We start from the raw sequence: 25,272 nt of genomic DNA on the forward strand, positions 1-25,272 counted from the left end.
ATGGGAGCGCGGCTGTGCAAGCGGCCAGGCTAGCCGGCCGTCAGCGCCACCTGGCTGGCGTTGCGTTCGCCGCAGGCGCGCACCGCGTCCAGCAAGCCGAGCAGGCGCTCGAAGTCGAGCGGCTTGACCAGGTGATGCTGGAAGCCGGCCGCGAACGCCTCGTCGCGGTCCTTTTGCTGGCCATAGCCAGTGATCGCGACCAGCAGCGCCGCGGCGGTGGCCGGGTCGGCGCGCAGGCGGCGCGCCAGTTCGAGGCCATCGACCCCGGGCAGGCCGATATCGAGCAGGCACACGTCCGGGCGCGCGCTGCGGGCGCGTTCGAGCGCGCGCAGCGATTCGTGCTCGACCACCACTTCATGGCCTTCCGAGGCCAGCAGCAGGCCGAGCGTCTCGGCGGCGTCGACGTTGTCGTCCACCACCAGCACCTTCAGGCGGCCGGCGCGGCGCGCCACCGGTTCGCCGGACGGCGCCGCAGCCGCAACCGCAGCCGCAGCCGCCGGCTCGGCCAGCAGCGGCAGCGTGATGACGAAGGTGCTGCCCTTGCCAGGCCCCGGGCTGGAGCAGTTGACCGTGCCGCCGTGCAGCTCGACCAGGTGCTTGACCAGGGCCAGCCCCAGTCCAAGGCCGCCCTGCGAACGGTCGGACGAGCGCTCGGCCTGGGCGAACAGGTCGAACACGCGCCCGGTGAGTTCGCGCTCCATGCCGATCCCTTCGTCGCGCACGCTCAGCACCAGGTGCGCGCCCAGCACGTCGGCGCGCAGGTCGATGCCGCGTCCGGCCGGCGTGTACTTGGCGGCGTTGCCCAGCACATTGGCCACCACCTGCACCAGGCGCGCCTTGTCGCCGCGCACGATCGCCGTCTCGGGCGGCAGGCGCACCGTCAGGCGCTGGGCGCGCGTGTCGACGTTCGGGCGCACCTGCTCCACCGCTTCCTCGACCACGGCGCGCGCCGCCACCCGCGCCTGGCCCAGCGTGATCAGGCCGCGCGTCACGCGCGAGACGTCCAGCAGGTCGTCCACCAGGCGCGTCATGTGGCGTACCTGGCGCCCGATGATGGTGCTGCTCTGGCGCACCCGCGCTTCGTCCGGCGCCCCCAGGCGCAGCAGGTCGGCGGCGGCGCTGATCGGCGCCAGCGGGTTGCGCAGCTCGTGCGCCAGCATCGCCAAAAATTCATCCTTGCGGCGGTCGGCCTCCATCAGCTTTTCTTCGGCCAGCTTGCGGTCGGTGATGTCGCGGAAGAAGGCGGCCACGCCNCGCCAAAAATTCATCCTTGCGGCGGTCGGCCTCCATCAGCTTTTCTTCGGCCAGCTTGCGGTCGGTGATGTCGCGGAAGAAGGCGGCCACGCCGCCGTCGCGGGTGGCGTAGGCGCGGATGTCGGACCACACCCGGCGTCCGTCCGGGAAGGTGCGGCAGTATTCGGCGCTGCCGGCGCGGCGCTCTTCCATCACCGTGCGGTACATGCGCCCGGCCTCGGTGTCGCTTGATTCGGGGAAGGCGTCCCAGTGATTGCGCCCGACGATGTCCTCGCGCGCCACGCCGCAGATGCGCAGCCCTTCGGCGTTCATGCGCTGAATGACCCAGTTGCGGTCGAACAGCGCGAAGCCTTCGGAGATGTTGTCCAGGATGTCGCGCCCGCGGTCGCGCTCTTCGCGCAGCTGGGCCTGGGCGCGCGCGGTCTCGGCGGCCGACCAGGTGCGCTCAGCCACGTCGCGCGCCAGCGCGATGTCGTGCGCGGTCCAGGAACGCGGGGTGGCGCAATCGACGCCCAGGCAGGCGATCAGGCGCCCGGCCTTCACCAGCGGCACCACCAGCAGCGCGCCGATGCGCTCATCGACCCAGGCCGCGCGCAGGTCGGCGGCGCGCGGGTCGTTGGCGGCGTCGTGGATGCGCACCACCGCGCCGCCGCGCAGCTCGGCCACGATGGCGGGACTGAAGTCGTTCAGGGGAAGGCGCGCGTGCGCCGCGGCGGCGCCGCCCTCATGCGCGCGCGTCCACAGGCGCGGCAGCGCCAGGCTGCCGCTGAGCGGATCAATCTCGGCGTACAGCACGCGCGCCGCGTCCAGCTCCATGCCGAGCAGCGCGCTGGCGGTGGCGATCACCTGGTCCGGCTGCTCGAGCGGACCGAGCGCATCGGACACCTTCAGCTCGAACGCCGAACGGCGCTCGGCCAGCACACGGGCGCTGGTTTCCATGCAGGTGCAGAACAGCCCCATCACCTTGCCGGCGGCGTCGTGCAGCGGCGCATACGAGAAGGTGAACCAGGCGTGCTCGGGATAGCCGTGGCGCTCGATGGTCAGCTCGAGGTCTTCGAAATAGACGGCCTTGCCGCCCAGGGTGCGTTCGGCCATCGGCCGCAGCTGGTCCCAGACTTCGGACCAGACCTCGGCGAACGGCCGGCCGAGCGCGCCCGGATAGTGTTCGCCCAGGATCGGGATGTAGGCGTCGTTGTAGAGAAAGCCCAGCTGCGGGCCCCACGCGACGAACATCGGGAACGACGAGTGCAGCATCATGTCGACCGCCGTGCGCAGCGACGGCGGCCAGCCCTCGGGGTCGCCGAGGGGGGAGCGGCGCCAGTCGTGGCCGCGCATCTGCGCCGCCATCGTGCTGTCGCCTGCGAATCCGGTGTGCTGAAGCGGGGCCATGCCACCGATTGTCGCACAACTTGTTGCCGATACCGCGTGGTTTTTTGCTACGCCAGCGGCATCGAGCGATAGTTACAGGTTTACAGGCGGATGAAGTGCTCGCGGTAGTACTTCAGCTCTTCGATCGACTCGATGATGTCGGCCAGCGCGGTGTGCTTCTGGGCCTTCTTGAAGCCGCTCGCCAGCTCGGGCTTCCAGCGCCGGCACAGTTCCTTCAGGGTCGACACGTCCAGGTTACGGTAGTGGAAGAAGGCTTCCAGCTTGGGCATGCCGCGCGCCATGAAGCGGCGGTCCTGGCAGATCGAGTTGCCGCACATCGGCGACTTGTTGGCCGGGACGTACTGCTTCAGGAAGGCGATCAGTTCCTGCTCGGCCTGGGCTTCGGTGACGGTCGAGGCTTTCACGCGGTCGATCAGGCCCGACTTGCCGTGGGTGCCCTTGTTCCAGTTGTCCATCTTGTCCAGCGTCTCGTCCGACTGGTGGATGGCGAACACCGGGCCTTCGGCGATCACGTTCAGGTCCGGATCGGTGACCACCACCGCCACCTCGATGATGCGGTCGTTGTCCGGATCGAGGCCGGTCATTTCCATGTCCAGCCAGACCAGGTTGAATTCGTTCGGGCGCTGCGCTGCAGCAGGTGTCGATGTTTGTGTAGCTTGTGACATAATTCTCTCTTAGCCTTGTTTCGCTTGATTGCTAAACTCTCATCCTGCATTTTCTCACAGGCACAGAATGTCTTCACTCGGGTTTTCGGTCTTGTTCGTCTTTTTCTTGCTGCTGACGCTGGGGCTGCGCCTGTGGCTGGCCATGCGCCACGTGCGCCACGTCGGGCGCCATCGCGCCAGCGTGCCGGCCGAGTTTGCGCCAAAGGTGCCGCTGGCGGCGCACCAGAAGGCGGCCGACTATACCATCGCCAAGACCCGCTTCGGCCTGGCCGCCATGCTGTGGGGCGCCGTGACCCTGGTCGGCTTCACGCTGCTGGGCGGCCTGCAGTGGCTGTCGCTGACGCTGGTGCCCCATTTCGGTCCCGGCCTGCCGCACCAGATGGCGCTGGTGGTGGCGTTCGCCGTCATCTCGGGCTTGCTCGACCTGCCGTTCGACTGGTACCGCAAGTTCGTGCTCGAACAGCGCTTCGGCTTCAACAAGATGACGCCCGGCCTGTGGCTGTCGGACCAGATGAAAGGCGCGCTGGTCGGCGCCGTGATCGGCCTGCCGCTTCTGTGGGTGGTGCTGACGCTGATGGAAAAAAGCGGCGACCTGTGGTGGCTGTACACCTGGTTCGTCTGGAGCGGCTTCCAGCTCCTGATGATCGCGCTGTATCCGAGCCTGATCGCGCCGCTGTTCAACAAGTTCACGCCGCTGTCGGACGATAGCCTGAAGCAGCGCATCGAAGGCCTGATGCAGCGCGTCGGCTTCGCCTCGCGCGGCCTGTTCGTGATGGACGGCAGCCGCCGCAGCGCGCACGGCAACGCCTACTTCTCGGGCTTCGGGCGCGCCAAGCGCATCGTGTTCTTCGACACCCTGCTCTCGCGCCTCGAGCCGCAAGAGATCGAAGCGGTGCTGGCGCACGAACTGGGCCACTTCAAGCTGCGCCACATCGTCAAGCGCGTGAGCGTGATGTTCGCGATGTCGCTGGCCTTCCTGGCGCTGCTGGGCTACCTTAAAGCGCAGGCCTGGTTCTATACCGGCCTGGGTGTGCTGCCGTTCATGAACGCGTCCAACGACGGCATGGCGCTGATCCTGTTCATGCTGGTGCTGCCGATATTCACCTTCGTATTCGCGCCACTGAGCTCGATCACCTCGCGCAAGCACGAGTTCGAGGCCGACGCTTTTGCTGCCAGACACACCGACTACCGCGACCTGGTGTCGGCGCTGGTCAAGATGTACGAGGACAACGCCTCGACCCTGACGCCGGACCCGCTGCACTCGGCCTTCTACGATTCGCACCCGCCGGCCTCGGTGCGCGTGAAACACCTGACCGTGGCGGCCGCATGAAGCTCGAATACCGCACCTGCCTGACCAACGCCAAGGGGCTCGACCCGTGGGCGATCGACGCCCTGCTGCTCGACGTTCCCGGCTGGACCGCGATCGACGGCGTGCTGTTCCGCGAATTCAAGCTGCCCGACTACCGCGCCACGATCGCCTTCGCCAACGCGGTGGCCGGCGTGGCCGAGGAGCAGGACCACCATCCCGAGATGACGATCGACTACTCGACCTGCCGCGTCATCTGGAGCACCCACTCGGCCGGCGGCGCGCTGACCGAGAACGATTTCATCTGCGCCGCGAAAGTGAATGCGCTTCAACCAGGACTGGCAAGCGCATGACCGCTGCATCTAAAGAAAAGAACGAACTGACCGGCACCATCATCGCCGCCCACGGCCGCCATTACCTGGCCGACGTCGACGGCGAAAAGCTGCAATGCGTCACGCGCGGCAAGAAGACCAACGTCGCCGTGGGCGACGTGGTGCACCTCAAGCGCACCTCGAACGACCAGGCCGTGATCGAGCAGATCGCCGAGCGCACCACCCTGCTGTACCGCTCCGACCAGTACAAGTCGAAGCTGCTGGCGGCGAACATCTCGCGCCTGTTCATCGTCGTCGCCACCGAACCGGGCTTCGCCGACGACCTGGTCTCGCGCGCGCTGGTGGCGTGCGAGGCGGCCGGCATCGAGGCCCATCTCATCCTGAACAAGACCGACGTCGAAGACCTGCTGCCGCGCGCGCGCGAACGCGCCGCCGTGTATGGCGCGCTGGGGTATCCGGTGCACGAGGTGTCGGCGCGCGCCGATCCGGACCAGACGCTGGCGCTGTTGCAGCCACTCCTGGCGGGCCAGTCGTCGATCTTCATCGGCCAGTCGGGCATGGGCAAGTCGTCCCTGATCAACCTGCTGGTGCCGGACGCCGACATCGCCGTGCGCGAAATCTCGGCGGCGCTCGACACCGGCAAGCACACCACGACCTTCACGCGCCTGTACTGGCTGGATGGCGAAGGCGACGAAAATGGCCGGCCGGCCTCGATCATCGACTCGCCCGGCTTCCAGGAATTCGGCCTGTACCACCTGACCGAAGGCATGCTGGAGCGCGCCTTCGTCGAGTTCAAGCCCTACCTGGGCGGCTGCAAGTACTACAACTGCCGCCACCTGGCCGAGCCGCAGTGCGCGGTGCTGGACGCGGTCGCCGCCGGCAAGATCACGCGCATGCGCCACGAGCTGTATGGGCAGCTGCTGCACGAGTCGGCGCAGACCCTGTATTGAACTTTCCCTAACGGAAAGAGAAAGCCCTTATAATCCGAGGGATCACCGAAAGCAGATACCGATTATGCCAGGCACCACTCCGATCAAGCACTTCCTGCAATTCTCCGACTTCACCCTCGACGAGTTCGAGTACGTGATCCAGCGCGCGGCGATCATCAAGCGCAAGTTCAAGGCCTACGAGGTCTATCACCCGCTGGTCGACCGCACCCTGGTGATGGTGTTCGAGAAGAGCTCGACCCGTACCCGCCTGAGTTTCGAGGCCGGCATGCACCAGCTGGGCGGCGCCGCGATCTACCTGAACACCCGCGACAGCCAGCTGGGCCGCGGCGAGCCGGTGGAAGACGCCGGCCAGGTGATGAGCCGCATGTGCGACATCATCATGGTGCGCACCTTCGGCCAGGACATCATCGAGCGCTTCGCCGCCAACTCGCGCGTGCCGGTGATTAACGGCCTGACCAACGAACACCACCCATGCCAGGTGCTGGCGGACGTGTTCACCTACTACGAACACCGCGGCTCGATCGCCGGCAAGACCGTGGCCTGGATCGGCGACGCCAACAACATGCTGTACTCGTGGCTGCAGGCGGCCGAGGTGTTCGGCTTCCACCTGAACGTCTCGACGCCGAAAGGCTACGAGCTCGATCCGTCGCTGGTCGCCACCCAACGCTACACGCTGTTCGACAACCCGTCGGACGCCTGCGCAGGCGCGCACCTGGTCACCACCGACGTCTGGACCAGCATGGGCTTCGAAAAGGAAAACGCGGAGCGCCTGACCGCCTTCGACGGCTTCATCGTCGACGGCGCCAAGATGGCGCGCGCGTCCGAAGACGCCATCTTCATGCACTGCCTGCCGGCGCACCGCGGCGAGGAAGTCGCGGCCGAGGTCATCGACGGCCCGCAATCGGTCGTCTGGGACGAGGCCGAGAACCGCCTGCACGTGCAGAAGGCGCTGATCGAGTACCTGCTGCTCGGCCGCGTGGAAGGCAACTGAGGCAACTGAGGCAACCGAGATTATCGTTTTAACCCACCAACCCCGAGCTTGATCGTCGGCCCGTCATATCGTCTGGATCGTATTCACTACGAACAGCGATGCGCGGGCCGGCTGACCATCATCCCCTCTCCTCCATCACTGGAACTCCCATGAGCGACATCAAAAAAGTAGTACTCGCCTACTCCGGCGGCCTCGACACCTCCGTCATCCTGAAATGGCTGCAGGATCACTATGGCTGCGAAATCGTCACCTTCACCGCCGACCTCGGCCAGGGCGAAGAACTGGAACCGGCGCGCGCCAAGGCCATCAAGTTCGGCATCAAGCCAGAGAACATTTACATCGACGATGTGCGCGAGGAGTTCGTGCGCGACTTCGTGTTCCCGATGTTCCGCGCCAACACCGTGTATGAAGGCGAATACCTGCTGGGCACCTCGATCGCGCGTCCGCTGATCGCGAAACGCTTGATTGAAATTGCCAACGAGACCGGCGCCGACGCCGTCTCGCACGGCGCCACCGGCAAGGGCAACGACCAGGTGCGCTTCGAGCTGGGCGCCTACGCGCTGAAACCGGACGTCAAGATCATCGCCCCATGGCGCGAATGGGACCTGCTGTCGCGCGAGAAGCTGCTGAAATACGCGGAAGACGCCGGCATCGAGATCGACATGAAGCACAAGAACGGCGGCGCGCCGTACTCGATGGACGCCAACCTGCTGCACATTTCGTTCGAAGGCCGTCACCTGGAAAATCCGAGCGCCGAAGCCGAAGAGTCGATGTGGCGCTGGACCGTGTCGCCCGAGCAGGCGCCGAACGAAGCCGAGTACCTGGACGTCGAATTCGAAAAGGGCGACATCGTCGGCCTGAACGGCGTGCGCCTGTCGCCGGCCGCGGTCCTGACCGAGCTGAATCGCCTGGGCGGCAAGCACGGCATCGGCCGTCTCGACCTGGTCGAGAACCGCTACGTCGGCATGAAGTCGCGCGGCTGCTACGAAACCCCGGGCGGCACCATCATGCTGCGCGCGCACCGCGCGATCGAGTCGATCACGCTGGACCGCGAAGTGGCGCACCTGAAGGACGACCTGATGCCGCGTTACGCTTCCCTGATTTATAACGGCTACTGGTGGGCGCCGGAGCGCGTCGCGCTGCAGACCCTGATCGACCACACCCAGGCCACCGTCAACGGCTGGGTGCGCATCAAGCTGTACAAGGGCAATGTGATCGTGGTGTCGCGCGATTCGAAGACCGATTCGCTGTTCGACATGAACATCGCTACTTTTGATGAAGACGGCGGCGCGTACAACCAGGCGGATGCGGGCGGCTTCATCAAGCTGAACGCGCTGCGCATGCGGATTGCGGCCAAGGCGCGCGCCAAGCGCGGGCAGTAAGCCGTAGGCCGGCCGTGGGCCGGATTGGCTGAGAAAGCCGCCGTAGGGCGGCTTTCTTTTTTATGCGCGGACTTGTCGGGCGAGCTTGCGCTGTACTGGTTCGCGGCGAACTTGGATTCCCGCCTGCGCGGGAATGACGTGCGAAGAGAGCAGGCTGAAAGAAGGTGTAGCGGTTCTACCTCTACCCTCAAGACCGTCGTTCCCGCGCAGGCGGGAACCCAAGTTTCGCTGAGCAGACGCAAACGCAAGCCATGGCCGCAAGCGCAGACTCGGCGCATGGACAAGCCCTCCTACGTCTACATATTGGCCAGCGGCCCCTACGGCACGCTGTACATCGGCGTCACGTCGGACCTGATCAAGCGCGCCTGGCAACACCGCGAGGGCGTCGTCGCCGGCTTCACCAAGGACCACCTCATCAAGCGCCTGGTCTGGTACGAAATCCACACCGATATCACCCAGGCCATCACCCGCGAAAAACAACTCAAACGCTGGAACCGCGACTGGAAAATCAACCTGATCCAGTCCACCAACCCCGCCTGGCGCGACCTCTACGCGGGCATCTGCGGCTGAAACGCTAGCCTACAGCAGCCCCAACTCCCGCAACGCCGCCCTGGCCAGCGACACGCGCTTGTCCTGCGCCCCATCGGGAAGATCCATATTCAGCGCGAACGCATACAGCTTGCCATCCTTCTTCAGCCAGCCGACCCACCAGCCGATATCCGCTTCGCCCGGCCGACTGCCCCAGCCGGTCTTGGCATACAGCTCGGGCGCCCCATCCTGACGGCTGATTTCGCGCACCGCCGCCATCGCCGTGTTCGTATAAGGCAGCGTGCCCTGCGCCAGCTTGGTCAAAAATTCGGTCTGCTCGACCGCGCTGATCTTCAAAGGCCCGTCGAGCCAGAAGCGATCGACCACGGTCCCGGCCTGCATGTTCCCGTACTTCATCCGCACCAGCTCCGATCGCATCCGGTCCAGGCCCACGCGCCGCGCCACTTCCTGGTACACCGGCACGTTCGAGATCCGGATCGCGTCGCGCAGTCCCATGTCGCGCGCCCACTCGGGCCGCGCTACCGGCTTGCCGCCATACGGGACCACTTCGTCGACACTGGCGACCGCGCCGTGCGCCAGCGCGATCAGCGTGTTCGGGATCTTGAAGGTCGACGCCGGAATGAAGCGCGTGTTGGCGCGCCGGCGGTCGTGCACCGTGTAGGCGTCGGCGGCCACGTCGTAGACGACGAAGGTGCCAACCACGCCCTCCTGCTTGAACAGGCGCGCCACCTGCGCGCTTTCCTTCCATTCGGCGGCTTGCGCCAACAGTGGACTTGCCAGCAGCAGCGCGGCCAGACATTGCTTGATCATGGTTGCTATTCCTCGGTTGATGGCGTTCACGGCTTCGCACGCTCTTCGTCCAGCCGCTGTTGCAGCCGGGCGCGCGCATTGGCCGCATACGCGCGGCAGGCATTGGTGTCGATGAAGGCCGCGGTACCGGACTGCTCCTGGCGCGCGTAGCGCGTCCACAAGTCGCTCACCTCCGGATGCGCCGACACCAGCACGCCGCACGGCAGCGCCGCCACTTTCCCGATCGACCGTTCGAGGTCGGCACGCGCGCTCGGCCAGGCTGGGTCGCCGCTGTAACGGAACGACTTTGAGCCATAGGCATTCAGGCTGTCGGCATACACCATGTTCGCCGTGCGCCCGCCCTCGCGCGATTGCCAGGTCCAGCTGGCGCCACCCTGGGTGTGGCCCGGCGTGGCATGCATCGTCACCGCCAGCGGTCCGAGTTTGACGACCTCGCCGTCACGCACGGCGCGCACGCGCGCCACCGGCGCCATCTTCGGCAGGCCGCCGTATTGCGGATCGTTGCGCCCCGCTTCGCCGCTGCGCAGCACCGGCACCGCGGCGCCGGCGGCCAGCACCTCGGCGTTCGACAGGCGCTGCAGCTCGGCGATGCCGCCCGCGTGGTCGATGTGCTCGTGCGACACCAGGATGAAGCGGATGTCTTCGGGCTTGAAGCCGAGCTGGCGGATGTGCGCGACGATCTGCTGCGGCGACTTGTCGCTGCCGCCGTCGATCAGGATGTGGCCTTGTTTTGAGGTGATCAGGACCGAGGCCACGCCGTGCGGGCCGACGTAATAGCTGTTGCCGAACAGGGCGAACGGCTCCTGCGGGGCGTCCCAGTCGGCGGCGCCGGACGGCATGGCCGCGACCAGGCCCGCCAGCGCAAGCGCGCGGCAAATGTGCTTCATGATGTCTCCTGTCTCAGGTAGTGATGGGAAATCAGAGCCTGTCGAGCGTGGCCGGCAGCGCGCGCAGGAAGGCCTGCTTCAATGCCGGTCCGGCGGCGCGTTCGGGGTCGCGCGGCTGCAGCACCATGCGCGCGAAGACGACCGTGCGGCCATGCTTGCTGGCCCAGCCCACGAACCAGCCGTAGGCGCGTGTCGGGTCTTCGCCGCCGCCAGGCAGTGCGCCGTGGGCGGTGCCGGTCTTGCCGTACACCTGCCAGCCGTTGGCGAGCGCCGGCAGCCGCAGCAGTTGCGCGGACGTGTCATACGCATGCGGCGTCAAACCCAGTTCGCGCCTGACCACCTTGCGCAGGAAGGCGGCCTGCTCCAGCGGCGACACCTGCAGCGAACCGTTGAACCATGCGCTCATCTCGCCATCGGGCGCGTCGGCGTCGCCGCTCAGATCGCGGTTGCCGTAATCGAAGCGCGCCACGTAATCGCGCACGGCGCCGGCGCCGATGCGCGCCGCCACCTGCTGCGCGTACCACACCGTCGAGTTGCGGATCCAGCTGGTGGGATCGGTGCTGGTGTGCCAGGACTCGATCCAGTCGGCGTAGCCGGGCTTGAACGGCAGCACCGGCGAGTGCGCGTCGCGCAGCACGCCGCTGTCGTAGCCCATCAGGCTGACCACGATGTTGAAGGTGGAAGCCGGCGTCACCCGCGTGCTGCAATCGCCCTGTTCGACCAGGTGTTCGCCGCTGGCGGCGTCGATCATCACGGTGCAGTCGAGCGCGCGGCGGGAAGCGGTATCGTCGTGCCAGGCCAGCGCCGGCTGCAGCATGAGGCTGGCCGCGAACGCCGCGCCCAGGCCGGCCAGGCCGGCGCAGCGGGTCCAGCCCGTGCGCCCTGCCGGCGTGCGGATCAGGTGCAGGCGCGCCGCCACCGTATCGGCGCCGACACCGCCGAACGCCAGCGCCTGTCCCATGCCGCTGCGTCCCAGCCGCAGCTGCGCCACCAGCGCCGCCGCATACGCCTTGCGCTGCGCCGCAGGACGGCCGCGCAGCACGTCGCGGTCGCAGCCGAGTTCCTGGGCCCAGGCCAGGTGGGCGCGCAGCATGCGCAGCGCGGGGTTGAACCAGAACAGCGCCGACAGCAGCGACGCCGCGGCCAGCCACCACAGGTCATGCCGGCGCCAGTGCGTCAGTTCGTGTTCGACGATCAGCTGCTGCTGCAGCGGATCGAAATCATTCAGGGAGCGCGGCAACAACAAGCGCGGGCGCAGCAGGCCAAGCAGCATCGGAGACACCGGCGCGTCGATTTCGAGGATGCGTGGCCCGGACTGTCGGCCAGCGATTGGGGTAGCAATCCGTACCAAGTGCGTGACGCTGCGCTGGCCCTGCCAGAGCCGCAGCAAGGCAAGCATCAGCCCGGCCACATACGCCGCCAGCCAGATCCACGCCGCCGTCGCCAGCCACGAGCGCCCACCGTCGCCCGTCTTCACGGACTGGTCAGGCGTTTCGTTCGCCGCCGCGATGCTGCGCGCGTGCACAACCTCGGCCGCATCGATCTCGAACACCGGCGTCACCTGCAGGCGCCGCGCCTGCGGCGCCATCAGCACGACAAACGTGATCGCGATCGCCAGCTGCGCCAGCAGCCAGATCGAGCGCTGCGCGGCCAGCGCAGGCAGATAACGCCGCAGCAGCAGCGTCACGCCCCACATGCCCAGTCCGGCCGCGAGACAGCCGGCGCTGGCGAACAGGAAGCGGACGGCCAGCAGGTCGGCATTCATGCCGCGCCGCCCCGCTCATCCCCCTCGTCCGGCCAGTCCTTGAGCATCTGCTCCAGCCGCGCCAGTTCGGCGTCGTCGACCAGCTTGCTGCCGGTGAACATCGCGGCCGGCAGCGGCGCATCGATCTCCATCACGCGCCGCCCGAAATCGTGGGCGAACGCGGCCAGTGTGCCGACTTTTTCCGACACCGCCTGGTACACCTGCACGCCGTGCCGAAGCTCCTGGCGCACCATGCCTTTCTCGAGCATGCGCTCGAGCGTCTTGCGGGTGGATGAATACGACCAGCCCAGTTCCCCGACCACCGCGTCATGGATTTCGCGCGCGCTCAACGGCTGCCGACGCCACAGGGCCTTGAGCAGACTCAGTTCGGAAATGGAAGGAACGGCCATGACGACTCCACGTTAATGTGACTATGGACGCAATGATGCGACATTCGTCACACCGCTGTCAACGACTAATCGTGGATGCCGCCTGGCGATCAGTTGCGCAGGTCGTCCACCGGCTCGGCGCCGAAGCGCTCCGCCAGTAGGTAGTCGACCAGCGCGCGCGCGCAATCCGCGGGCGAGACCAGCGTGCCGGTCTCCTTCAGGTCGACGAAGCGCTGGCGCAACGGGAAATCGACGTCCGGAGTGGCGCGGATGGTGGCCTGCATGTCGGTGTCGATCACGCCCGGCGCCAGGCTGCACGCCTTGACCTTCGCATCCCCGTCGAGCCCGATCGCGCGCGCGTGAAGGTCGAGCGCCGCCTTGGTCGCGCAATACACGCTCCAGCCGGGGTAGGCACTGCGCCCGGCCCCGCTGGAGACGTGCAGGATGCGGCGCTCGGCCTGCGGCGCCGCCTGCACGAAGGCCGCCGCCAGCGCCAGCGGCGCCGCCACGTTGAGCGACACCGCGCGCACCACGGCGGCCGGGTCTTGCGCGGAAAGCGGCCCGACCGGCGTCACCACGCCGGCATTGTTGACCAGCAGCGCCTGGGTGCTGTCTTTCAGGAAGTCGCGCAGCGACTCGCCCGCCAGCCAGGCTTGCAGCGCGGCGGGGTCGGCCATGTCGAGCTCGGCCTGCGCGATGTCGCTCGCGTCGGCGCGGCTTCGCGCCAGTCCCAGCACGGCCACGCCGCGCTTTACCAGTTCGGCCGCGATCGCGGCGCCCAGGCCACGCGTGTGGCCGGTGACGATTGCCTTCATCATGATGCTGCTCCTCGAATCAAATGAATACCGGTTCCGGTTCCAGCGCCACGCCGTAGCGCGTCGCCACGTCGGACTGGATCGCCTCGGCCAGCCGCACCACGTCCAGGCCGGTGGCGCCGCCCAGATTGACCAGCACCAGCGCCTGTTTCGGATACACGCCGGCCTGGCCCAGACTCTGCCCTTTCCAGCCGCACTGGTCGATCAGCCAGCCGGCGGCCAGCTTCTCGGTACCGTCGGGTTGGAGGTGGTGCACCAGGTTCGGGTAGTGCTCGAGCAGGCGCGCGCACTCCGCGCCGCTCACCACCGGGTTCTTGAAGAAGCTGCCGGCGTTGCCGATCTCTTTCGGATCGGGCAGCTTGCGGCGGCGGATGTCCTCGACCAGGCGGCCGACCTGGCTTGGGGTGGGCGCCTCCAGGCCGGCGTCGCGCGCGGCGTTGGCCAGTTCGGCGTAGCGCAGGTTCGGCCGCCATTCGGCCGGCAGCGCGAAGGTCACGTCCAGCACCACCAGTTCGCGCCCCTCGGCGTGCTTGAAGATGCTGTCGCGGTAGCCGAAGCGGCAGGCGGCGGCGTCCAGCGTCAGCAACTGGCCGCTGGCGAAGTCGAACGCCGTCAGGCTATGAAACACATCCTTGGTTTCGACGCCATACGCCCCCACGTTCTGGATCGGCGCGGCGCCGACGGTGCCGGGGATCAGCGACAGGTTTTCCAGGCCGCCCAGGCCCTGCTCCAGCGTAAATTGCACGAAGCCGTGCCAGTTCTCGCCGGCGCCGGCGCGCACCAGGATCTTGCCGTCGCGCTCGCCCAGCACTTCGCGCCCGGTATTGGCCATGTGCAGCACCAGCCCGTCGACATCGCGCGTGAACAGCAGATTGCTGCCGCCGCCCAGCACCAGGCGCGGCAAGCCGGACAATTGCGGGTCGTGGCGCACCGCGGCCAGGTCGGCGCCGCCGCGCACTTTCAGGTAATGACGGGCGCGCGCGGGAATGCCGAAGGTATTCAGGGAATCGAGGGGCTGGTCGAGGACGATGGGCAGGTCTGGATGCATGGCTGAACGGTTCAAAAATGTCGCTTCATTATAGTGGCATGCAATGCTTGAGCTTTCCAGTCGGGCAAATCGGTCGCTCTCCGGGCGGTTGTTCGCTAAAATAGAGGGATTCAACTAAATGCAATATCGAAAAAGGAAACACGATGCCATCGTTTGATGTGGTCTGCGAAGCAGACATGGTCGAAGTAAAGAACGCGGTCGAACAGTCGAACAAGGAAATCACCACCCGTTTCGACTTCAAGGGCAGCTCGGCCAATGTCGAACAGAAGGACAAGGAACTGACGCTGTACGCCGACGCCGACTTCCAGCTCGACCAGGTGCGTGACGTGCTCGTCAACAAAATGGCCAAGCGCAAGGTCGACGTGCGCTTCCTGGACGAAGGCAAGGTCGAGAAGATCGGCGGCGACAAGGTCAAGCAGGTGATCAAGGTGCGCAACGGCATCGAGACCGAAGACGCGAAAAAGATCACCAAGCTGATCAAAGAGAGCAAGATGAAGGTCCAGGCCAGCATCCAGGGCGAATCGGTGCGCGTCACCGGCGCCAAGCGCGACGACCTGCAAGCCGCAATGGCGATGCTGCGCAAGGACGTGCAGGAGCTGCCGCTGGCCTTCAACAACTTCCGCGACTAAGACCGCAATCGAGTCGCCCTGGCCGGCCGTACCGGCCAGACAACAGCGCTTCCCTGGCATACAATCATCCGGGGAAGCTTGACGCGCTTGGAGTAAAATGCGCAGCGTGCGCGCTGTCGCAACCCCGAGCAGCTTTGGTAGTCTAAGGATAGCAATGAAACGTGTTGATGATTTCCGCCTACGCATGGGCAACAAGGAATATGTGCCCATCATGATCGGCGGAATGGGTGTGGACATTTCGACCTCGGAACTGGCGCTGGAAGCAGCCCGGCTGGGCGGGATCGGCCATATCTCCGATGCGATGTCGCAAGACGTGTCCGACCGCAAGTTCGACACCACCTTCGTCAAAGACAAGACGAAGATGTACAAGTTCAACATCAACAACATGAACAAGGCGGTGGTCCAGTTCGACCTGGACCAGCTGGCCGAAGCGACCCGGCGCCACGTCGGCGCGACCATGGAAGCCAAGAAGGGTGACGGTCTGGTGTACGTCAACTGCATGGAAAAGCTGACCATGAACGCGCCGAAAGAGACCCTGCGCACGCGCCTGTCGGCGGCGCTGGACGCCGGCATCGACGGCATCACGCTGTCGGCCGGCCTGCACCTCGGTTCGTTCGAGCTGATCAAGGACCACCCGCGCTTCCGCCACGCCCACCTGGGCATCATCGTGTCGTCGGTGCGCGCGCTGCAGCTGTTCCTGAAAAAGGTCTCGCGCCTGGACCGCCTGCCCGACTTCGTGATCGTCGAGGGTCCCCTGGCCGGCGGCCACCTGGGCTTCGGCATCGATGACTGGCAGAAGTACGACCTGCACACCATCATGGACGAGATCCACGCCTTCATGAAAGCCGAGCAGCTGGGCATTCCGGTGATCGCGGCCGGTGGCGTGTTCACCGGGTCGGATGCGGCCGGCTTCCTGGAAAAAGGCGCCGGTGCGGTGCAGGTGGCGACCCGTTTCACCGTCACCCACGAGTGCGGCCTGCCGGACAACGTCAAGCAGGAATACTTCCGCGCCAGCGAAGAAGACATCGAAGTCAACGGCGTGTCGCCGACCGGCTATCCGATGCGCATGCTCAAGAATACGCCGGCGATCGGCTCGGGCATTCGTCCGGGCTGCGAGTCGTACGGCTATCTGCTGGATGCGACCGGCAACTGCGCCTACATCAACTCGTACAACCGCGAGGTGCAGGCCAATCCCGACGTCAAGAAGGTGTCGGTGATGGACAAGACCTGCCTGTGCACGCACATGCGCAACTTCAATTGCTGGACCTGCGGGCATACCACCTATCGCCTGAAGGACACCACGCATCGGCTGGCGGACGGCAATTACCAGATCCTGAGCGCGGAACACGTGTTCAAGGATTACCAGTTCAGCGTCAACAACGAGATTGCGTTGCCGCCGAAGCAGGATATCGTGGCGGCGTAAGCGGCCAGCCCTGTCGTCCCGAAAGCCACGGCCTGTGCCGTGGCTTTTTTCATGACCGCTGTGCGTTGGCCGGTCAGCGCCCTTCGAACCAGCGGACGATAGCGTCGTACTCCTGCTGCACCTGCTCGCGCCCGCCCGCCTCCGTCAGGAGGTCGTGGCTTCCTCCCGGCACCCGCACCATCGTCACATCCCTGCCCCGCATGCGCAGCTGCGCGTACATCGCCTCGCTCGACAGGATCGGCACGCTCTTGTCCTGCATGCCGCTCGCGATATACACGCGCGCCTTCGATTGCAGCAGGTTGTCCGCCGGCGACTGCGCCAGGAAACTGCTCCAGCGCCGGTAGGTATGGCCCCAGGCGAATTTGCTGACGCTGTCCGGCTCGGCCATGATCTGCTTCACCGTGGCCTCGATCAACTGCAGTTCCTTCAGCTTGTCGGCGTCGCTGCCGCTGCCCTGATAGGTGCTGGCAATCATGTCGTACAGCTGGGTCGTGCCGGACGATCCCACCAGCGCCACCGCGCTCACCTGCGGCATGGCGCGCGCCAGTCCAGCTGCCAGCACGCCACCCTCGGACATGCCGACGACCAGCACCCGGCTCGGATCAACGTCGGGGCGCGCCAAGGCATGCTGCAAGGCCGTGCGCAATGTCGCCAGCCAGGTGTCGTAAGAATAGTGTTTGTTGAACTCTGCGCTGCATTCCAGAGCGCCGTTCGGTTCGCCGTCCTGGCGGCCGGCCGTCTGATACGGCTTGTCCACCGCCATCACGGCAAAGCGCCCGCCCATGGCCAGGCCGACATACGGAAAGATCGAGGCGCTGCGGTTGTCGGTGCCAAGGCCGGAAAACGGCGCGATGCAGCCGGAGCCCTGCACGAACAGCACCAGCGGCGCCTTGGTCTTCGGCGGAGACAGGTAGTAGCTGACCGCCGGCTGGCCGGCTTGCGGCAGCGTGATGCGCTGGATGCTCCAGGTCTTGAAGTCGAAGGTCTCGCGCCGCTCGGCTTCTGCAGCGTGCGCGTTGGAGGCAACCGAAACGGAAGCGGCCAGCAGCAGGCCAAGGAAAATACTCGACATACGGCAATTGGCGAACCGGCTCACGCAGACTCCTTTCATGAATGGAGTCATGCATCTTGCCAGTTCGCCAACCGCGGGGCAATGCGTTGCGGGTAAGCGGGCGTCGAACCAGAGGACGCCCGCCCTGCCCTTACTCCTTCAGTGCAGCAGCCAGCGACTCGATGCGCTTGGCGTCGCCGCCGACCGCCTTCACCAGGCGCTTGCCGTAGTCGGCATCGGCCTTCCAGAAGTGCGACAGCATGGTCTCGCGGGTCTCGACGTTCTGCACACGCTTCAGGTCGCCCGACAGGTTGGCGATCAGGTCGTCACGGTCCTGGCTGCTCAGCGAGCGGTAGAACTCGCCGGCCTGGCGGAAGTTCAGCGTCTTGGCGATGCGTTGCTGCTGAGTGGTACCGGTCAGCGGCAGGTTGCTGGAACGCGCATTCGGATCTTCGACCAGCGGCGCCAGGCGGCTCGGCTGGTAGTTCACCGAACCCTTGCGGCCGTCGATATTGCCTTGGCCATCTTGCTGGTGGTTCTTTACCGGCACCAACGGACGGTTGATCGGCAGTGACTGGAAGTTGGCGCCCAGGCGGTGGTGCTGGGTGTCGATGTACGAGAACAGGCGGCCCTGCAGCATGCGGTCTTCCGACGGCTCGATGCCCGGCACCAGGTTACCCGGCGCCATCGCGACTTGCTCGGTCGCTTCGAAGAAGTTGTCCGGCACGCGGTTCAGGGTCATGGTGCCGACCTTGCGCTCCGGAATGCCCGGCCAGATCTTGGTCGCATCCAGCGGATCGAAGTCGAACTTGTCCAGGTCTTGCGGCTTGAGCACCTGCACGGTCAGGTCCCATTTCGGGAACTTGCCGGCCTTGATCGATTCATACAGGTCGACCGTGGCGTGTGCGGTGCTCTTGGCCTGCACCGCGGCGACTTCCTGCGGACGCAGATTGCGCTCGCCCTGCTGGGTCTTCCAGGCGAACTTGGCGTACACATATTCGCCCTTGGCGTTGATCAGCTTCAGCGCGTGCACGCTGCTGCCATCCATCTGGCGGTAGCTGGCCGGGGTGCCGTAGTTCGAATACACGCGGGTCAGCATCGCGGTCGATTCCGGGATGTGCGAGAAGAAGTCGAATACGCGTTCCGGCTCCTGCACATTGGTCACCGGGTCCGGCTTCAGGGCGTGGATCATGTCCGGGAACTTGATCGCGTCGCGGATGAAGAAGATCGGCAGGTTGTTGCCCACCAGGTCCCAGTTACCTTCCTGGGTATAGAACTTGGTGGCGAAGCCGCGCGGGTCGCGCGTGGTCTCGGCGCCGGAACGGCTCGGGATCACGGTCGAGAAGCGCACGAACACCGGGGTCACGGTATCGCGCTTGAACAGCTTGGCTTTGGTGAGGTCAGACAAGTCGTCGGTGGTGACGAAGCTGCCGTGGGCGCCGGTGCCGGTGGCGTGCACCACGCGCTCGGGGATGCGCTCGCGGTCGAAACGCTGCAGCTTCTGCACCAGGTGCACGTCCTGCAGCAGGGTCGGGCCGCCGGGGCCGGCAGTCTGGCTGTTCTGGTTGTCACCCACCGGGGCGCCGTTATCCTTGGTCAGGGTCTGCGCATAGGCGCCCTGAACCAGGGCCATGACGCCGGCGGACAGGGTCAATGCGCACAGGGCAGTACGCCCGGCGGAAGGGAAAGCAAAGCTCATATACAAAACCTATCGTTTGTTCGTAAGAGATAGCGATCATACGGACGAGCGTGCTATTTAAGAAATAAATTGTCGCTATAGTTGCGATAGGTTTTTTACTATCTTGATCGAACAGCAATTGGTGTCAGGCGCGCTTGAGGTCCGCGAATGACCCGCGATTACCGGCCGATGGTCGATCTGTGTGCGCGGACGCACCGAGGAGCACGCCGGGCCGCCGTTACGGTAGACCTTCGATCAGCAGGGAGAGCCGCATGAGCAACGAAACCAAGGTCCACGTCGAACCCGCCACCATGCCCGCCGGCGGCTGGGGTTCGGTCAGCGACGTCGCCAACGCCCTTACCCACCAGCACGTGACGCTGAAGGACACCCGGCTTCTGCTCAAGCAGAACAAGCCCGACGGCTACGCCTGCGTCAGCTGCTCGTGGGCCAAGCCGGCCAATCCGCACCCCTTCGAGTTCTGCTCCAGCGGCGCCAAGGCCACCGCGTGGGAGACCACGAGCAAGACCATCGGCGCCGATTTCTTCGAGCGCCACACGCTCACCGAACTGGAAGGCTGGAGCGACCACGACCTGGAAGACCAGGGCCGCCTGACCGTGCCGCTGCGCTACGACGCGGCCAGCGACAAGTACCGCCCGGTCGAATGGGACACCGCCTTTGCCGAGATCGGCGCCTTCCTGCGCGGCTGCGAACGCGACAAGGTCGTGTTCTACGCGTCCGGGCGCGCCTCGCTCGAAACCTCGTACATGTACCAGCTGCTGGCCCGGATGTACGGCAACAACAACCTGCCGGACAGTTCCAACATGTGCCACGAAAGCACCTCGGTCGGGCTGCAGAAGACGCTCGGCGTGGGCGTCGGCACGGTCGGGCTGAACGACTTCAAGCACACCGACTGCATCCTGTTCTTCGGCCAGAACGTCGGCGTGAACAGCCCGCGCATGCTGCACCAGCTGCAGGAAGTGCGTTCGCGCGACGTGCCGATCGTCACCTTCAATCCGCTGCGCGAACGCGGCCTGGTGAGCTTCACCAACCCGCAGTCGCCGCTCGAAATGCTCACTGGCAAAGAGACCGCGATCAGCACCCAGTACCACCAGCTGCGCCCGGGCGGCGACAGCGCCGTCATGATGGGCATGTGCAAGACCGTGTTCGCGCTCGACGACGCCGCCCGCGCCAAGGGTGAGCAACGCGTGATCGACACCGCCTTCATCATGGAACACACCCACGGCTTCGAGGAATTCGAGCGCGCCGTGCGCGCCGCCGACTGGGCCGAGATCGAACACCTGTCCGGCCTGCCGCGCGCCGACATCGAAGCCGCGGCCGAGGTCTATGCCAGGGCCGGCGCCGTGCTGGGCGTGTATGGCATGGGCCTGACCCAGCACCGCAACGGCGTGCAGAACGTGACCATGCTGGTCAACCTGCTGCTCTTGCGCGGCAATATGGGCCGCCCCGGCGCCGGCATCTGCCCGGTGCGCGGCCACTCCAATGTGCAGGGCCAGCGCACCGTCGGCATCACCGAAAAGCCGGAACTGGCCCCGCTCGACAAGCTCAAGGAACAGTACGGCTTCGAGCCGCCGCGCGAAGAAGGCCTGACCACGGTCGACGCCTGCGAGGCGATCCTCAAGCACGAGCTGCAAGCCTTCATCGGCCTGGGCGGCAACTTCGTGCGCGCCGTGCCCGAGACGCGCCTGATGGAGGCGGCCTGGCGCCAGCTGCCGCTGTCGGTCCAGGTTGCCACCAAGCTGAACCGCAACCACGTCATCCACGGCAAGGCCGCCTACCTGCTGCCCTGCCTGGGCCGGATCGAGATCGACCGCCAGCGCAGCGGAGAACAAGCAGTGACGATCGAGGACTCCACCTCGTACATGCACGGTTCGCGCGGCATGACCGAGCCGGCCGCGCCGACGCTGCTGTCGGAACCGGCGATCGTGGCCGGCATCGCCAAGGCCACGCTCGACCCGAATCCGAAGGTCGACTGGGACGGCTGGGTGGCCGACTACAGCACCATCCGCAGCGCCATCGCCGAAACCTTCCCGGCCATCTTCCACGACTTCAACGAACGGATGTGGACGCCGGGCGGATTCCGCAAGCCGCTCGGCGCCGCCGAGCGGGTGTGGAACACCGACAGCGGCAAGGCCGAGTTCACCACCCCGGAACAGCTGGCGGGCAACCCCGACATGCAGGGCGGTCCCGACGTGCTGCGCCTGTTCACCATCCGCAGCGACGGCCAGTTCAACACCACCATCTACAGCCACGACGACCGTTTCCGCGGCGTGAACGGCAGCCGCATGGTGCTGTTCATGGCCCCGCGCGATATCGAGCGCCACGGCCTGGCGCAAGGCGACGTGGTCAGCCTGCGCACCGCCACCGACGACGGCGTCGAGCGCCGCGTCGACGGCCTGGCGATCGTGCCCTACGACGTGCCGGCGGGCGCGATCGCCGGCTACTACCCGGAATGCAATCCCTTGATTCCACTGTGGCACCATGCCAAGGAAAGCAAGGTGCCGGCGGCCAAGTCGATCGACGTGATCCTCGAGCGCACGGGACGAACCGGCGCGGTGACCGGAGAAACGACGGCTACGCTAAACCAGCGCGCATGAACGCGCCTCACCTCTTCACCGTTCCCGAGCCGGCCGCCGCGTCGCACGTGCCGGCTGCGTCCTGGCGCGACGGCGTGCTGGCGCCCGCCGACGAGATCCTGGCCGAGGAAGTGCCGGTGGCCATGGTCTACAACGGCATCAGCCACGCCGTGATGCTGGCTTCGCCGCAAGACCTGGAAGATTTCGCGGTCGGCTTTTCTCTGGCCGAGCGCATCGTGCGCAATCCGCGCGACATCCACGACATCGAGGTCGAGGAAAGCGCGCACGGCATCACGCTGTCGATGCAGATCGCGGCCGGCGCCATGGCGCGCTTCAAGCAAACCCGCCGTGCCCGCACGGGCAAGACCGGCTGCGGCCTGTGCGGCATCGACAGCCTGGCCTGGTTCGAGCGCGAGGCCAGCCTGCTCGACCCACGCGACGGCGGCGCCCACGGCGTCGACGGCCGCCTCGCACCCGCCGCGCTGCATCGCGCCATGACCGCCCTGTCCGCGCACCAGCAATTGCACCACGCCACCGGCGCCGCGCATGCGGCCGGCTGGGCCGGCTGGGACGGATCGATCCTGTGCGTGCGCGAAGACGTCGGCCGCCACAACGCGCTCGACAAGCTGATCGGCGCACTGGCGCGCGACGGCGTCGCGCCCGGCAGTGGCTTCGTGGTCGTCACCAGCCGCGCCAGCTTCGAGATGGTGCAGAAAGCGGCGCGCGCGGGCATTGCGATCCTTGCCGCGGTATCGGCCCCGACCGCGATGGCGGTGCGCACTGCCGAGCGCGCCGGCGTGACGCTGGCCGGCTTCGTGCGCGGCGAGCGGCACGTGGTCTACAGCCATCCCCAGCGCCTGACGCGCACGGACTGATCCGGCGGGCTGATCAGCTCCGGCGCGCCTGCGGGCCAGGCCTTGCCGCACGCACATCGCATAATGCTTGACGCCCTGAATTGGAACAGGTGTAAGCTTGCCTGCACGCGATCCATCGCGTGAAAGGTGGTCCGATATGCCGACGTTCGACAGTTTCGAACAAGTCACCTTCCTGGTCGACGATGACGGCCAGGTGTCAAGCTGGAACCCTGCCTGCGCCGCATTGTTCGGATGCGAAGCGCAGGACATCATCGGGCAGCCGCTCGCGCGCCTGCTGTTCGAGCCCGACTGGGCCGCGCTGGCCGGCGCCGGCAGTGGCGAAGTCCAGCTCGCCATCCAGCCCGCGCGCGCGGCCCAGGTGAGCCTGAGCCCGCAGCGCGACGCTGCCGGTAACCCGCGCGGCCACGTGCTCCAACTCGCGCCCGCCGCCGACAAGGCGAGCGAGGCCGAGCGCATCGGCCGCACGCCGCTGGCTTCCGTGGTCGACCTGCTGCCCGGCACTTTCTACACCACTAACCGCGACGGCCGCATCCTGCTGTGGAACCACAACCTCGAGCGATTGTGCGAAATGATGCCGGACGAAGTGGCGGCCACCAACGCGGTCGACATGCTCGAGCTGCACGACCGTCCGACCGCGACCGAGAACATCCGCCGCGTGTTCGACGAGAATGCCGAAGTGCAGATGGAGGTCAATTACGTCTCGCGCAGCGGGCGCGAAACGCCGATGCTGCTGTGCGGCGCGCGCATCGATTGCAACGGCGGCCAGTACCTGTTCGGGATGGGCATCGACATCTCCAAGCGGCGCGCGCGCGAGCAGCAACTCAACCTGTACCGGCGCGCGCTGCATGCGGCCAGCAACGGCGTGGTCATCTGCGGGGATGGCGGCCCCGATCACGCGATCGAATACGTCAACCCGGCCTTCGAGCGCATCACCGGCTACCCCGCCGACGAGGTGATTGGACGAGATCCGCGCTTCATGGCCGCGCCCGGACTGGACGGGGACGAACGGCGCCGCCTCAGGCAGGCGCTCACCGAACAGCGCTCGGTGCACGTGATCATGCGCAACCTGCGCAAGAACGGCGACATGTTCTGGAACGACCTGCACATCACGCCGGTGCACGACGAGAACGGCAAGGTGACCCACTTCATCGGCATCCTGAACGACGTCACCGCCTCCAAGCAGCGCACCGATCACCTCGAGCACGAAGTCAACCACGACAGCCTGACCGGGCTGGCCAACCGCAACCTGCTGTGGGACCGGCTCGAGCACGCAGTCCACCTGGCCAACCGCCACCAGACCCTGGTGGCCACCGTGCTGATCGACCTCGACGGCTTCAAGGCCATCAACGACACCTTCGGCCATGACGCCGGCGACGCCGTGCTGAAGGTGGTGGCGCGGCGCCTGCAGGCCACGGTGCGCGACAGCGACACGGTGGCGCGCCTGTCGGGCGACGAATTCGTGCTGGTACTGGTCGACCAGCCCTCGCTGCGCTTCACGCTGCGCATGGTCGACCGGGTCTGGCGCGCACTGGCGACGCCGGTCTCGTTCAACGGCAACGAGATCCCGCTCGGCGCCAGCCTCGGCATCTCGGCCTATCCGCACGACGGCGGCCAGGCGGTCGACCTGCTGCGCGCGGCCGACATGGCGATGTACCGCGCCAAGAACAATGGCGGCGGCCTGCATTTCTTTTCCAACGAGATGCGCTCGGCCAGCGATGCGCGCGCCGCACTGGCCGGCAATATGCGCAACGCGATCGAGGACGACGAACTGTTCCTGCTGTTCCAGCCACGCATGGACGCGCGCAGCGGCAAGGTGCGCGGCTTCGAAGCCCTGCTGCGCTGGCGCCATCCAGAGCACGGCGTGATGCTGCCGGCGGCGTTCCTGGGCGAAGCCGAGGAAAGCGGCATGATCGTCGAGATCGGCGCCTGGGTGCTGGACCAGGCCTGCGCCTTTGCGCGCCAGCTGCGCCACGCCGGCTATGTCGGCCTGCCGGTGGCGGTGAACGTCTCGCACCGCGAATACAGCCGCGCCGGCTTCATCCCCGGCATCGCCCAGCGCATGTCCGACTACGGCCTGCCGCCGGGCAGCCTCGAGATCGAGATTCCCGAGGCCGACCTGATCCGCAATCCAGCACTCGGGCGCGAACTGTCGGCGCAATTGCGCGACGTCGGCGCCATGCTGTCGGTGGACGAGTTCGGACGCGGGATTTCGGACCTGTCGTTCCTGCAGCAGCTGTCGGTGCGCCAGATCAAGCTGTCCAAGGCGGCGGTGCACGGCATCGGCGAGCACGGACGCGGCAGCCTGCTGGCCAAGACGCTGATCGACATCGGGCACAATCTCGATATCGCGGTGATCGGGGAAGCGGTGGAAACCGAGGCGCAGGTCGAGTTCCTGCGCGCGCACGGGTGCGACCAGTTGCAGGGGCAGTGGTTCAGCGAGCCGCTGTTGCCGGAGGCGGCAAGGCATATGCTGGAGCAGCGGCAGCATACCTTGTAGGCCTGCGACTTTTG

The 25,272-nt window shown here is 66.4% G+C and carries 22 protein-coding genes; 11 read left to right on the top strand and 11 right to left on the bottom strand.

Features of this window, described 5'->3' with window-relative positions:
• Positions 1 to 29: 29 nt before the first annotated feature.
• The 3 genes from QPK27_RS17130 to orn form a co-directional block, all read right to left on the bottom strand.
• Complete coding sequence (locus QPK27_RS17130; protein ID WP_290419461.1) at positions 30 to 1,250, bottom strand: ATP-binding protein; 1,221 nt, start codon at positions 1,248 to 1,250, stop codon at positions 30 to 32.
• Positions 1,171 to 2,643: a PAS domain-containing protein gene (locus tag QPK27_RS17135; protein WP_290419462.1), complete on the bottom strand. Its 1,473-nt coding sequence runs from the start codon at positions 2,641 to 2,643 to the stop codon at positions 1,171 to 1,173. The genes QPK27_RS17130 and QPK27_RS17135 overlap by 80 nt, the downstream gene beginning before the upstream one ends.
• A gap of 80 nt (positions 2,644 to 2,723) precedes the next feature.
• On the bottom strand, positions 2,724 to 3,308 hold the full coding sequence (orn, locus tag QPK27_RS17140; RefSeq protein ID WP_290419463.1) for an oligoribonuclease: 585 nt from the start codon (positions 3,306 to 3,308) through the stop codon (positions 2,724 to 2,726).
• Positions 3,309 to 3,375: 67 nt separating this feature from the next.
• Here orn and QPK27_RS17145 point away from each other — a divergent pair, with 67 nt between their 5' ends.
• From QPK27_RS17145 to QPK27_RS17170, 6 genes are all read left to right on the top strand, one after another.
• Positions 3,376 to 4,638 (top strand): M48 family metallopeptidase, encoded by a 1,263-nt coding sequence (locus QPK27_RS17145; RefSeq protein WP_290419464.1) that lies wholly within the window; start codon positions 3,376 to 3,378, stop codon positions 4,636 to 4,638.
• Complete coding sequence (locus tag QPK27_RS17150; protein WP_290419465.1) at positions 4,635 to 4,967, top strand: 4a-hydroxytetrahydrobiopterin dehydratase; 333 nt, start codon at positions 4,635 to 4,637, stop codon at positions 4,965 to 4,967. The genes QPK27_RS17145 and QPK27_RS17150 overlap by 4 nt, the downstream gene beginning before the upstream one ends.
• Positions 4,964 to 5,896, top strand: a complete 933-nt coding sequence (gene rsgA / locus QPK27_RS17155) for a ribosome small subunit-dependent GTPase A (protein WP_290419466.1) — start codon at positions 4,964 to 4,966, stop codon at positions 5,894 to 5,896. Before QPK27_RS17150 ends, rsgA begins: the two co-directional genes overlap by 4 nt.
• A 64-nt stretch (positions 5,897 to 5,960) precedes the next feature.
• Positions 5,961 to 6,887, top strand: coding sequence for an ornithine carbamoyltransferase (argF, locus tag QPK27_RS17160; RefSeq protein WP_290419467.1), 927 nt, complete (start codon positions 5,961 to 5,963; stop codon positions 6,885 to 6,887).
• A 149-nt stretch (positions 6,888 to 7,036) separates the two neighbouring features.
• On the top strand, positions 7,037 to 8,269 hold the full coding sequence (locus QPK27_RS17165; protein WP_290419468.1) for an argininosuccinate synthase: 1,233 nt from the start codon (positions 7,037 to 7,039) through the stop codon (positions 8,267 to 8,269).
• Between the two features lie 276 nt (positions 8,270 to 8,545).
• Positions 8,546 to 8,839 (top strand): GIY-YIG nuclease family protein, encoded by a 294-nt coding sequence (locus QPK27_RS17170; protein WP_290419469.1) that lies wholly within the window; start codon positions 8,546 to 8,548, stop codon positions 8,837 to 8,839.
• A gap of 9 nt (positions 8,840 to 8,848) precedes the next feature.
• Here QPK27_RS17170 and blaOXA (QPK27_RS17175) read toward each other — a convergent pair whose 3' ends face one another.
• The 6 genes from blaOXA (QPK27_RS17175) to murB form a co-directional block, all read right to left on the bottom strand.
• Positions 8,849 to 9,628, bottom strand: a complete 780-nt coding sequence (gene blaOXA / locus QPK27_RS17175) for a class D beta-lactamase (RefSeq protein ID WP_290419470.1) — start codon at positions 9,626 to 9,628, stop codon at positions 8,849 to 8,851.
• 26 nt (positions 9,629 to 9,654) lie between these two features.
• The gene (gene bla, locus QPK27_RS17180) at positions 9,655 to 10,515 is read right to left on the bottom strand and encodes a subclass B3 metallo-beta-lactamase (RefSeq protein ID WP_290419471.1); all 861 of its coding nucleotides are present in this window, start codon (positions 10,513 to 10,515) and stop codon (positions 9,655 to 9,657) included.
• Between the two features lie 31 nt (positions 10,516 to 10,546).
• Positions 10,547 to 12,280 (bottom strand): class D beta-lactamase, encoded by a 1,734-nt coding sequence (gene blaOXA, locus QPK27_RS17185; protein ID WP_290419472.1) that lies wholly within the window; start codon positions 12,278 to 12,280, stop codon positions 10,547 to 10,549.
• Positions 12,277 to 12,669, bottom strand: coding sequence for a BlaI/MecI/CopY family transcriptional regulator (locus QPK27_RS17190; protein ID WP_290419473.1), 393 nt, complete (start codon positions 12,667 to 12,669; stop codon positions 12,277 to 12,279). Before QPK27_RS17190 ends, blaOXA (QPK27_RS17185) begins: the two co-directional genes overlap by 4 nt.
• A gap of 89 nt (positions 12,670 to 12,758) precedes the next feature.
• Positions 12,759 to 13,466 carry an SDR family oxidoreductase gene (locus QPK27_RS17195; RefSeq protein WP_290419474.1) on the bottom strand — a complete coding sequence of 236 codons (708 nt, stop codon included), beginning with the start codon at positions 13,464 to 13,466 and terminating at the stop codon, positions 12,759 to 12,761.
• 16 nt (positions 13,467 to 13,482) lie between these two features.
• Entirely contained in the window at positions 13,483 to 14,511 is a 1,029-nt protein-coding gene (gene murB, locus QPK27_RS17200) for a UDP-N-acetylmuramate dehydrogenase (protein ID WP_290419475.1), read from the bottom strand.
• A gap of 143 nt (positions 14,512 to 14,654) precedes the next feature.
• On the opposite strand from murB, the gene QPK27_RS17205 reads away from it, so the two are divergent.
• Together QPK27_RS17205 and QPK27_RS17210 are read left to right on the top strand one after the other, a co-directional pair.
• On the top strand, positions 14,655 to 15,140 hold the full coding sequence (locus QPK27_RS17205; RefSeq protein WP_290419476.1) for a YajQ family cyclic di-GMP-binding protein: 486 nt from the start codon (positions 14,655 to 14,657) through the stop codon (positions 15,138 to 15,140).
• 154 nt (positions 15,141 to 15,294) lie between these two features.
• Entirely contained in the window at positions 15,295 to 16,563 is a 1,269-nt protein-coding gene (locus QPK27_RS17210) for a nitronate monooxygenase (protein ID WP_290419477.1), read from the top strand.
• A gap of 73 nt (positions 16,564 to 16,636) precedes the next feature.
• Here the strand turns inward: QPK27_RS17210 and QPK27_RS17215 are convergent, their stop codons facing one another.
• Complete coding sequence (locus QPK27_RS17215; RefSeq protein ID WP_290419478.1) at positions 16,637 to 17,635, bottom strand: S9 family peptidase; 999 nt, start codon at positions 17,633 to 17,635, stop codon at positions 16,637 to 16,639.
• Positions 17,636 to 17,765: 130 nt separating this feature from the next.
• Positions 17,766 to 19,313: a catalase gene (locus QPK27_RS17220; RefSeq protein ID WP_290419479.1), complete on the bottom strand. Its 1,548-nt coding sequence runs from the start codon at positions 19,311 to 19,313 to the stop codon at positions 17,766 to 17,768.
• Between the two features lie 251 nt (positions 19,314 to 19,564).
• On the opposite strand from QPK27_RS17220, the gene QPK27_RS17225 reads away from it, so the two are divergent.
• The 3 genes from QPK27_RS17225 to QPK27_RS17235 all read left to right on the top strand — a co-directional run bounded on the left by QPK27_RS17225 (position 19,565) and on the right by QPK27_RS17235 (position 25,258).
• Positions 19,565 to 21,907, top strand: coding sequence for an FdhF/YdeP family oxidoreductase (locus tag QPK27_RS17225; protein ID WP_290419480.1), 2,343 nt, complete (start codon positions 19,565 to 19,567; stop codon positions 21,905 to 21,907).
• A complete protein-coding gene (fdhD, locus tag QPK27_RS17230) occupies positions 21,904 to 22,761 on the top strand; it encodes a formate dehydrogenase accessory sulfurtransferase FdhD (RefSeq protein WP_290419481.1) in 858 nt (285 codons plus the stop codon). Before QPK27_RS17225 ends, fdhD begins: the two co-directional genes overlap by 4 nt.
• A 136-nt stretch (positions 22,762 to 22,897) precedes the next feature.
• Entirely contained in the window at positions 22,898 to 25,258 is a 2,361-nt protein-coding gene (locus tag QPK27_RS17235) for an EAL domain-containing protein (protein ID WP_290419482.1), read from the top strand.
• Positions 25,259 to 25,272: the final 14 nt, after the last annotated feature.

Source organism: Massilia sp. YIM B02443 (assembly GCF_030411955.1).
Classification (GTDB): domain Bacteria; phylum Pseudomonadota; class Gammaproteobacteria; order Burkholderiales; family Burkholderiaceae_D; genus Telluria.

Bases quoted from the DNA above. Each gene is read 5' to 3' on its own strand.
- orn (WP_290419463.1), bottom strand. From the start codon at position 3,308: ATGTCACAAGCTACACAAACATCGACACCTGCTGCAGCGCAGCGCCCG.
- QPK27_RS17145 (WP_290419464.1), top strand. From the start codon at position 3,376: ATGTCTTCACTCGGGTTTTCGGTCTTGTTCGTCTTTTTCTTGCTGCTG.
- QPK27_RS17150 (WP_290419465.1), top strand. From the start codon at position 4,635: ATGAAGCTCGAATACCGCACCTGCCTGACCAACGCCAAGGGGCTCGAC.
- rsgA (WP_290419466.1), top strand. From the start codon at position 4,964: ATGACCGCTGCATCTAAAGAAAAGAACGAACTGACCGGCACCATCATC.
- argF (WP_290419467.1), top strand. From the start codon at position 5,961: ATGCCAGGCACCACTCCGATCAAGCACTTCCTGCAATTCTCCGACTTC.
- QPK27_RS17165 (WP_290419468.1), top strand. From the start codon at position 7,037: ATGAGCGACATCAAAAAAGTAGTACTCGCCTACTCCGGCGGCCTCGAC.
- QPK27_RS17170 (WP_290419469.1), top strand. From the start codon at position 8,546: ATGGACAAGCCCTCCTACGTCTACATATTGGCCAGCGGCCCCTACGGC.
- blaOXA (WP_290419470.1), bottom strand. From the start codon at position 9,628: ATGATCAAGCAATGTCTGGCCGCGCTGCTGCTGGCAAGTCCACTGTTG.
- bla (WP_290419471.1), bottom strand. From the start codon at position 10,515: ATGAAGCACATTTGCCGCGCGCTTGCGCTGGCGGGCCTGGTCGCGGCC.
- blaOXA (WP_290419472.1), bottom strand. From the start codon at position 12,280: ATGAATGCCGACCTGCTGGCCGTCCGCTTCCTGTTCGCCAGCGCCGGC.
- QPK27_RS17190 (WP_290419473.1), bottom strand. From the start codon at position 12,669: ATGGCCGTTCCTTCCATTTCCGAACTGAGTCTGCTCAAGGCCCTGTGG.
- QPK27_RS17195 (WP_290419474.1), bottom strand. From the start codon at position 13,466: ATGATGAAGGCAATCGTCACCGGCCACACGCGTGGCCTGGGCGCCGCG.
- murB (WP_290419475.1), bottom strand. From the start codon at position 14,511: ATGCATCCAGACCTGCCCATCGTCCTCGACCAGCCCCTCGATTCCCTG.
- QPK27_RS17205 (WP_290419476.1), top strand. From the start codon at position 14,655: ATGCCATCGTTTGATGTGGTCTGCGAAGCAGACATGGTCGAAGTAAAG.
- QPK27_RS17210 (WP_290419477.1), top strand. From the start codon at position 15,295: ATGAAACGTGTTGATGATTTCCGCCTACGCATGGGCAACAAGGAATAT.
- QPK27_RS17215 (WP_290419478.1), bottom strand. From the start codon at position 17,635: ATGTCGAGTATTTTCCTTGGCCTGCTGCTGGCCGCTTCCGTTTCGGTT.
- QPK27_RS17220 (WP_290419479.1), bottom strand. From the start codon at position 19,313: ATGAGCTTTGCTTTCCCTTCCGCCGGGCGTACTGCCCTGTGCGCATTG.
- QPK27_RS17225 (WP_290419480.1), top strand. From the start codon at position 19,565: ATGAGCAACGAAACCAAGGTCCACGTCGAACCCGCCACCATGCCCGCC.
- fdhD (WP_290419481.1), top strand. From the start codon at position 21,904: ATGAACGCGCCTCACCTCTTCACCGTTCCCGAGCCGGCCGCCGCGTCG.
- QPK27_RS17235 (WP_290419482.1), top strand. From the start codon at position 22,898: ATGCCGACGTTCGACAGTTTCGAACAAGTCACCTTCCTGGTCGACGAT.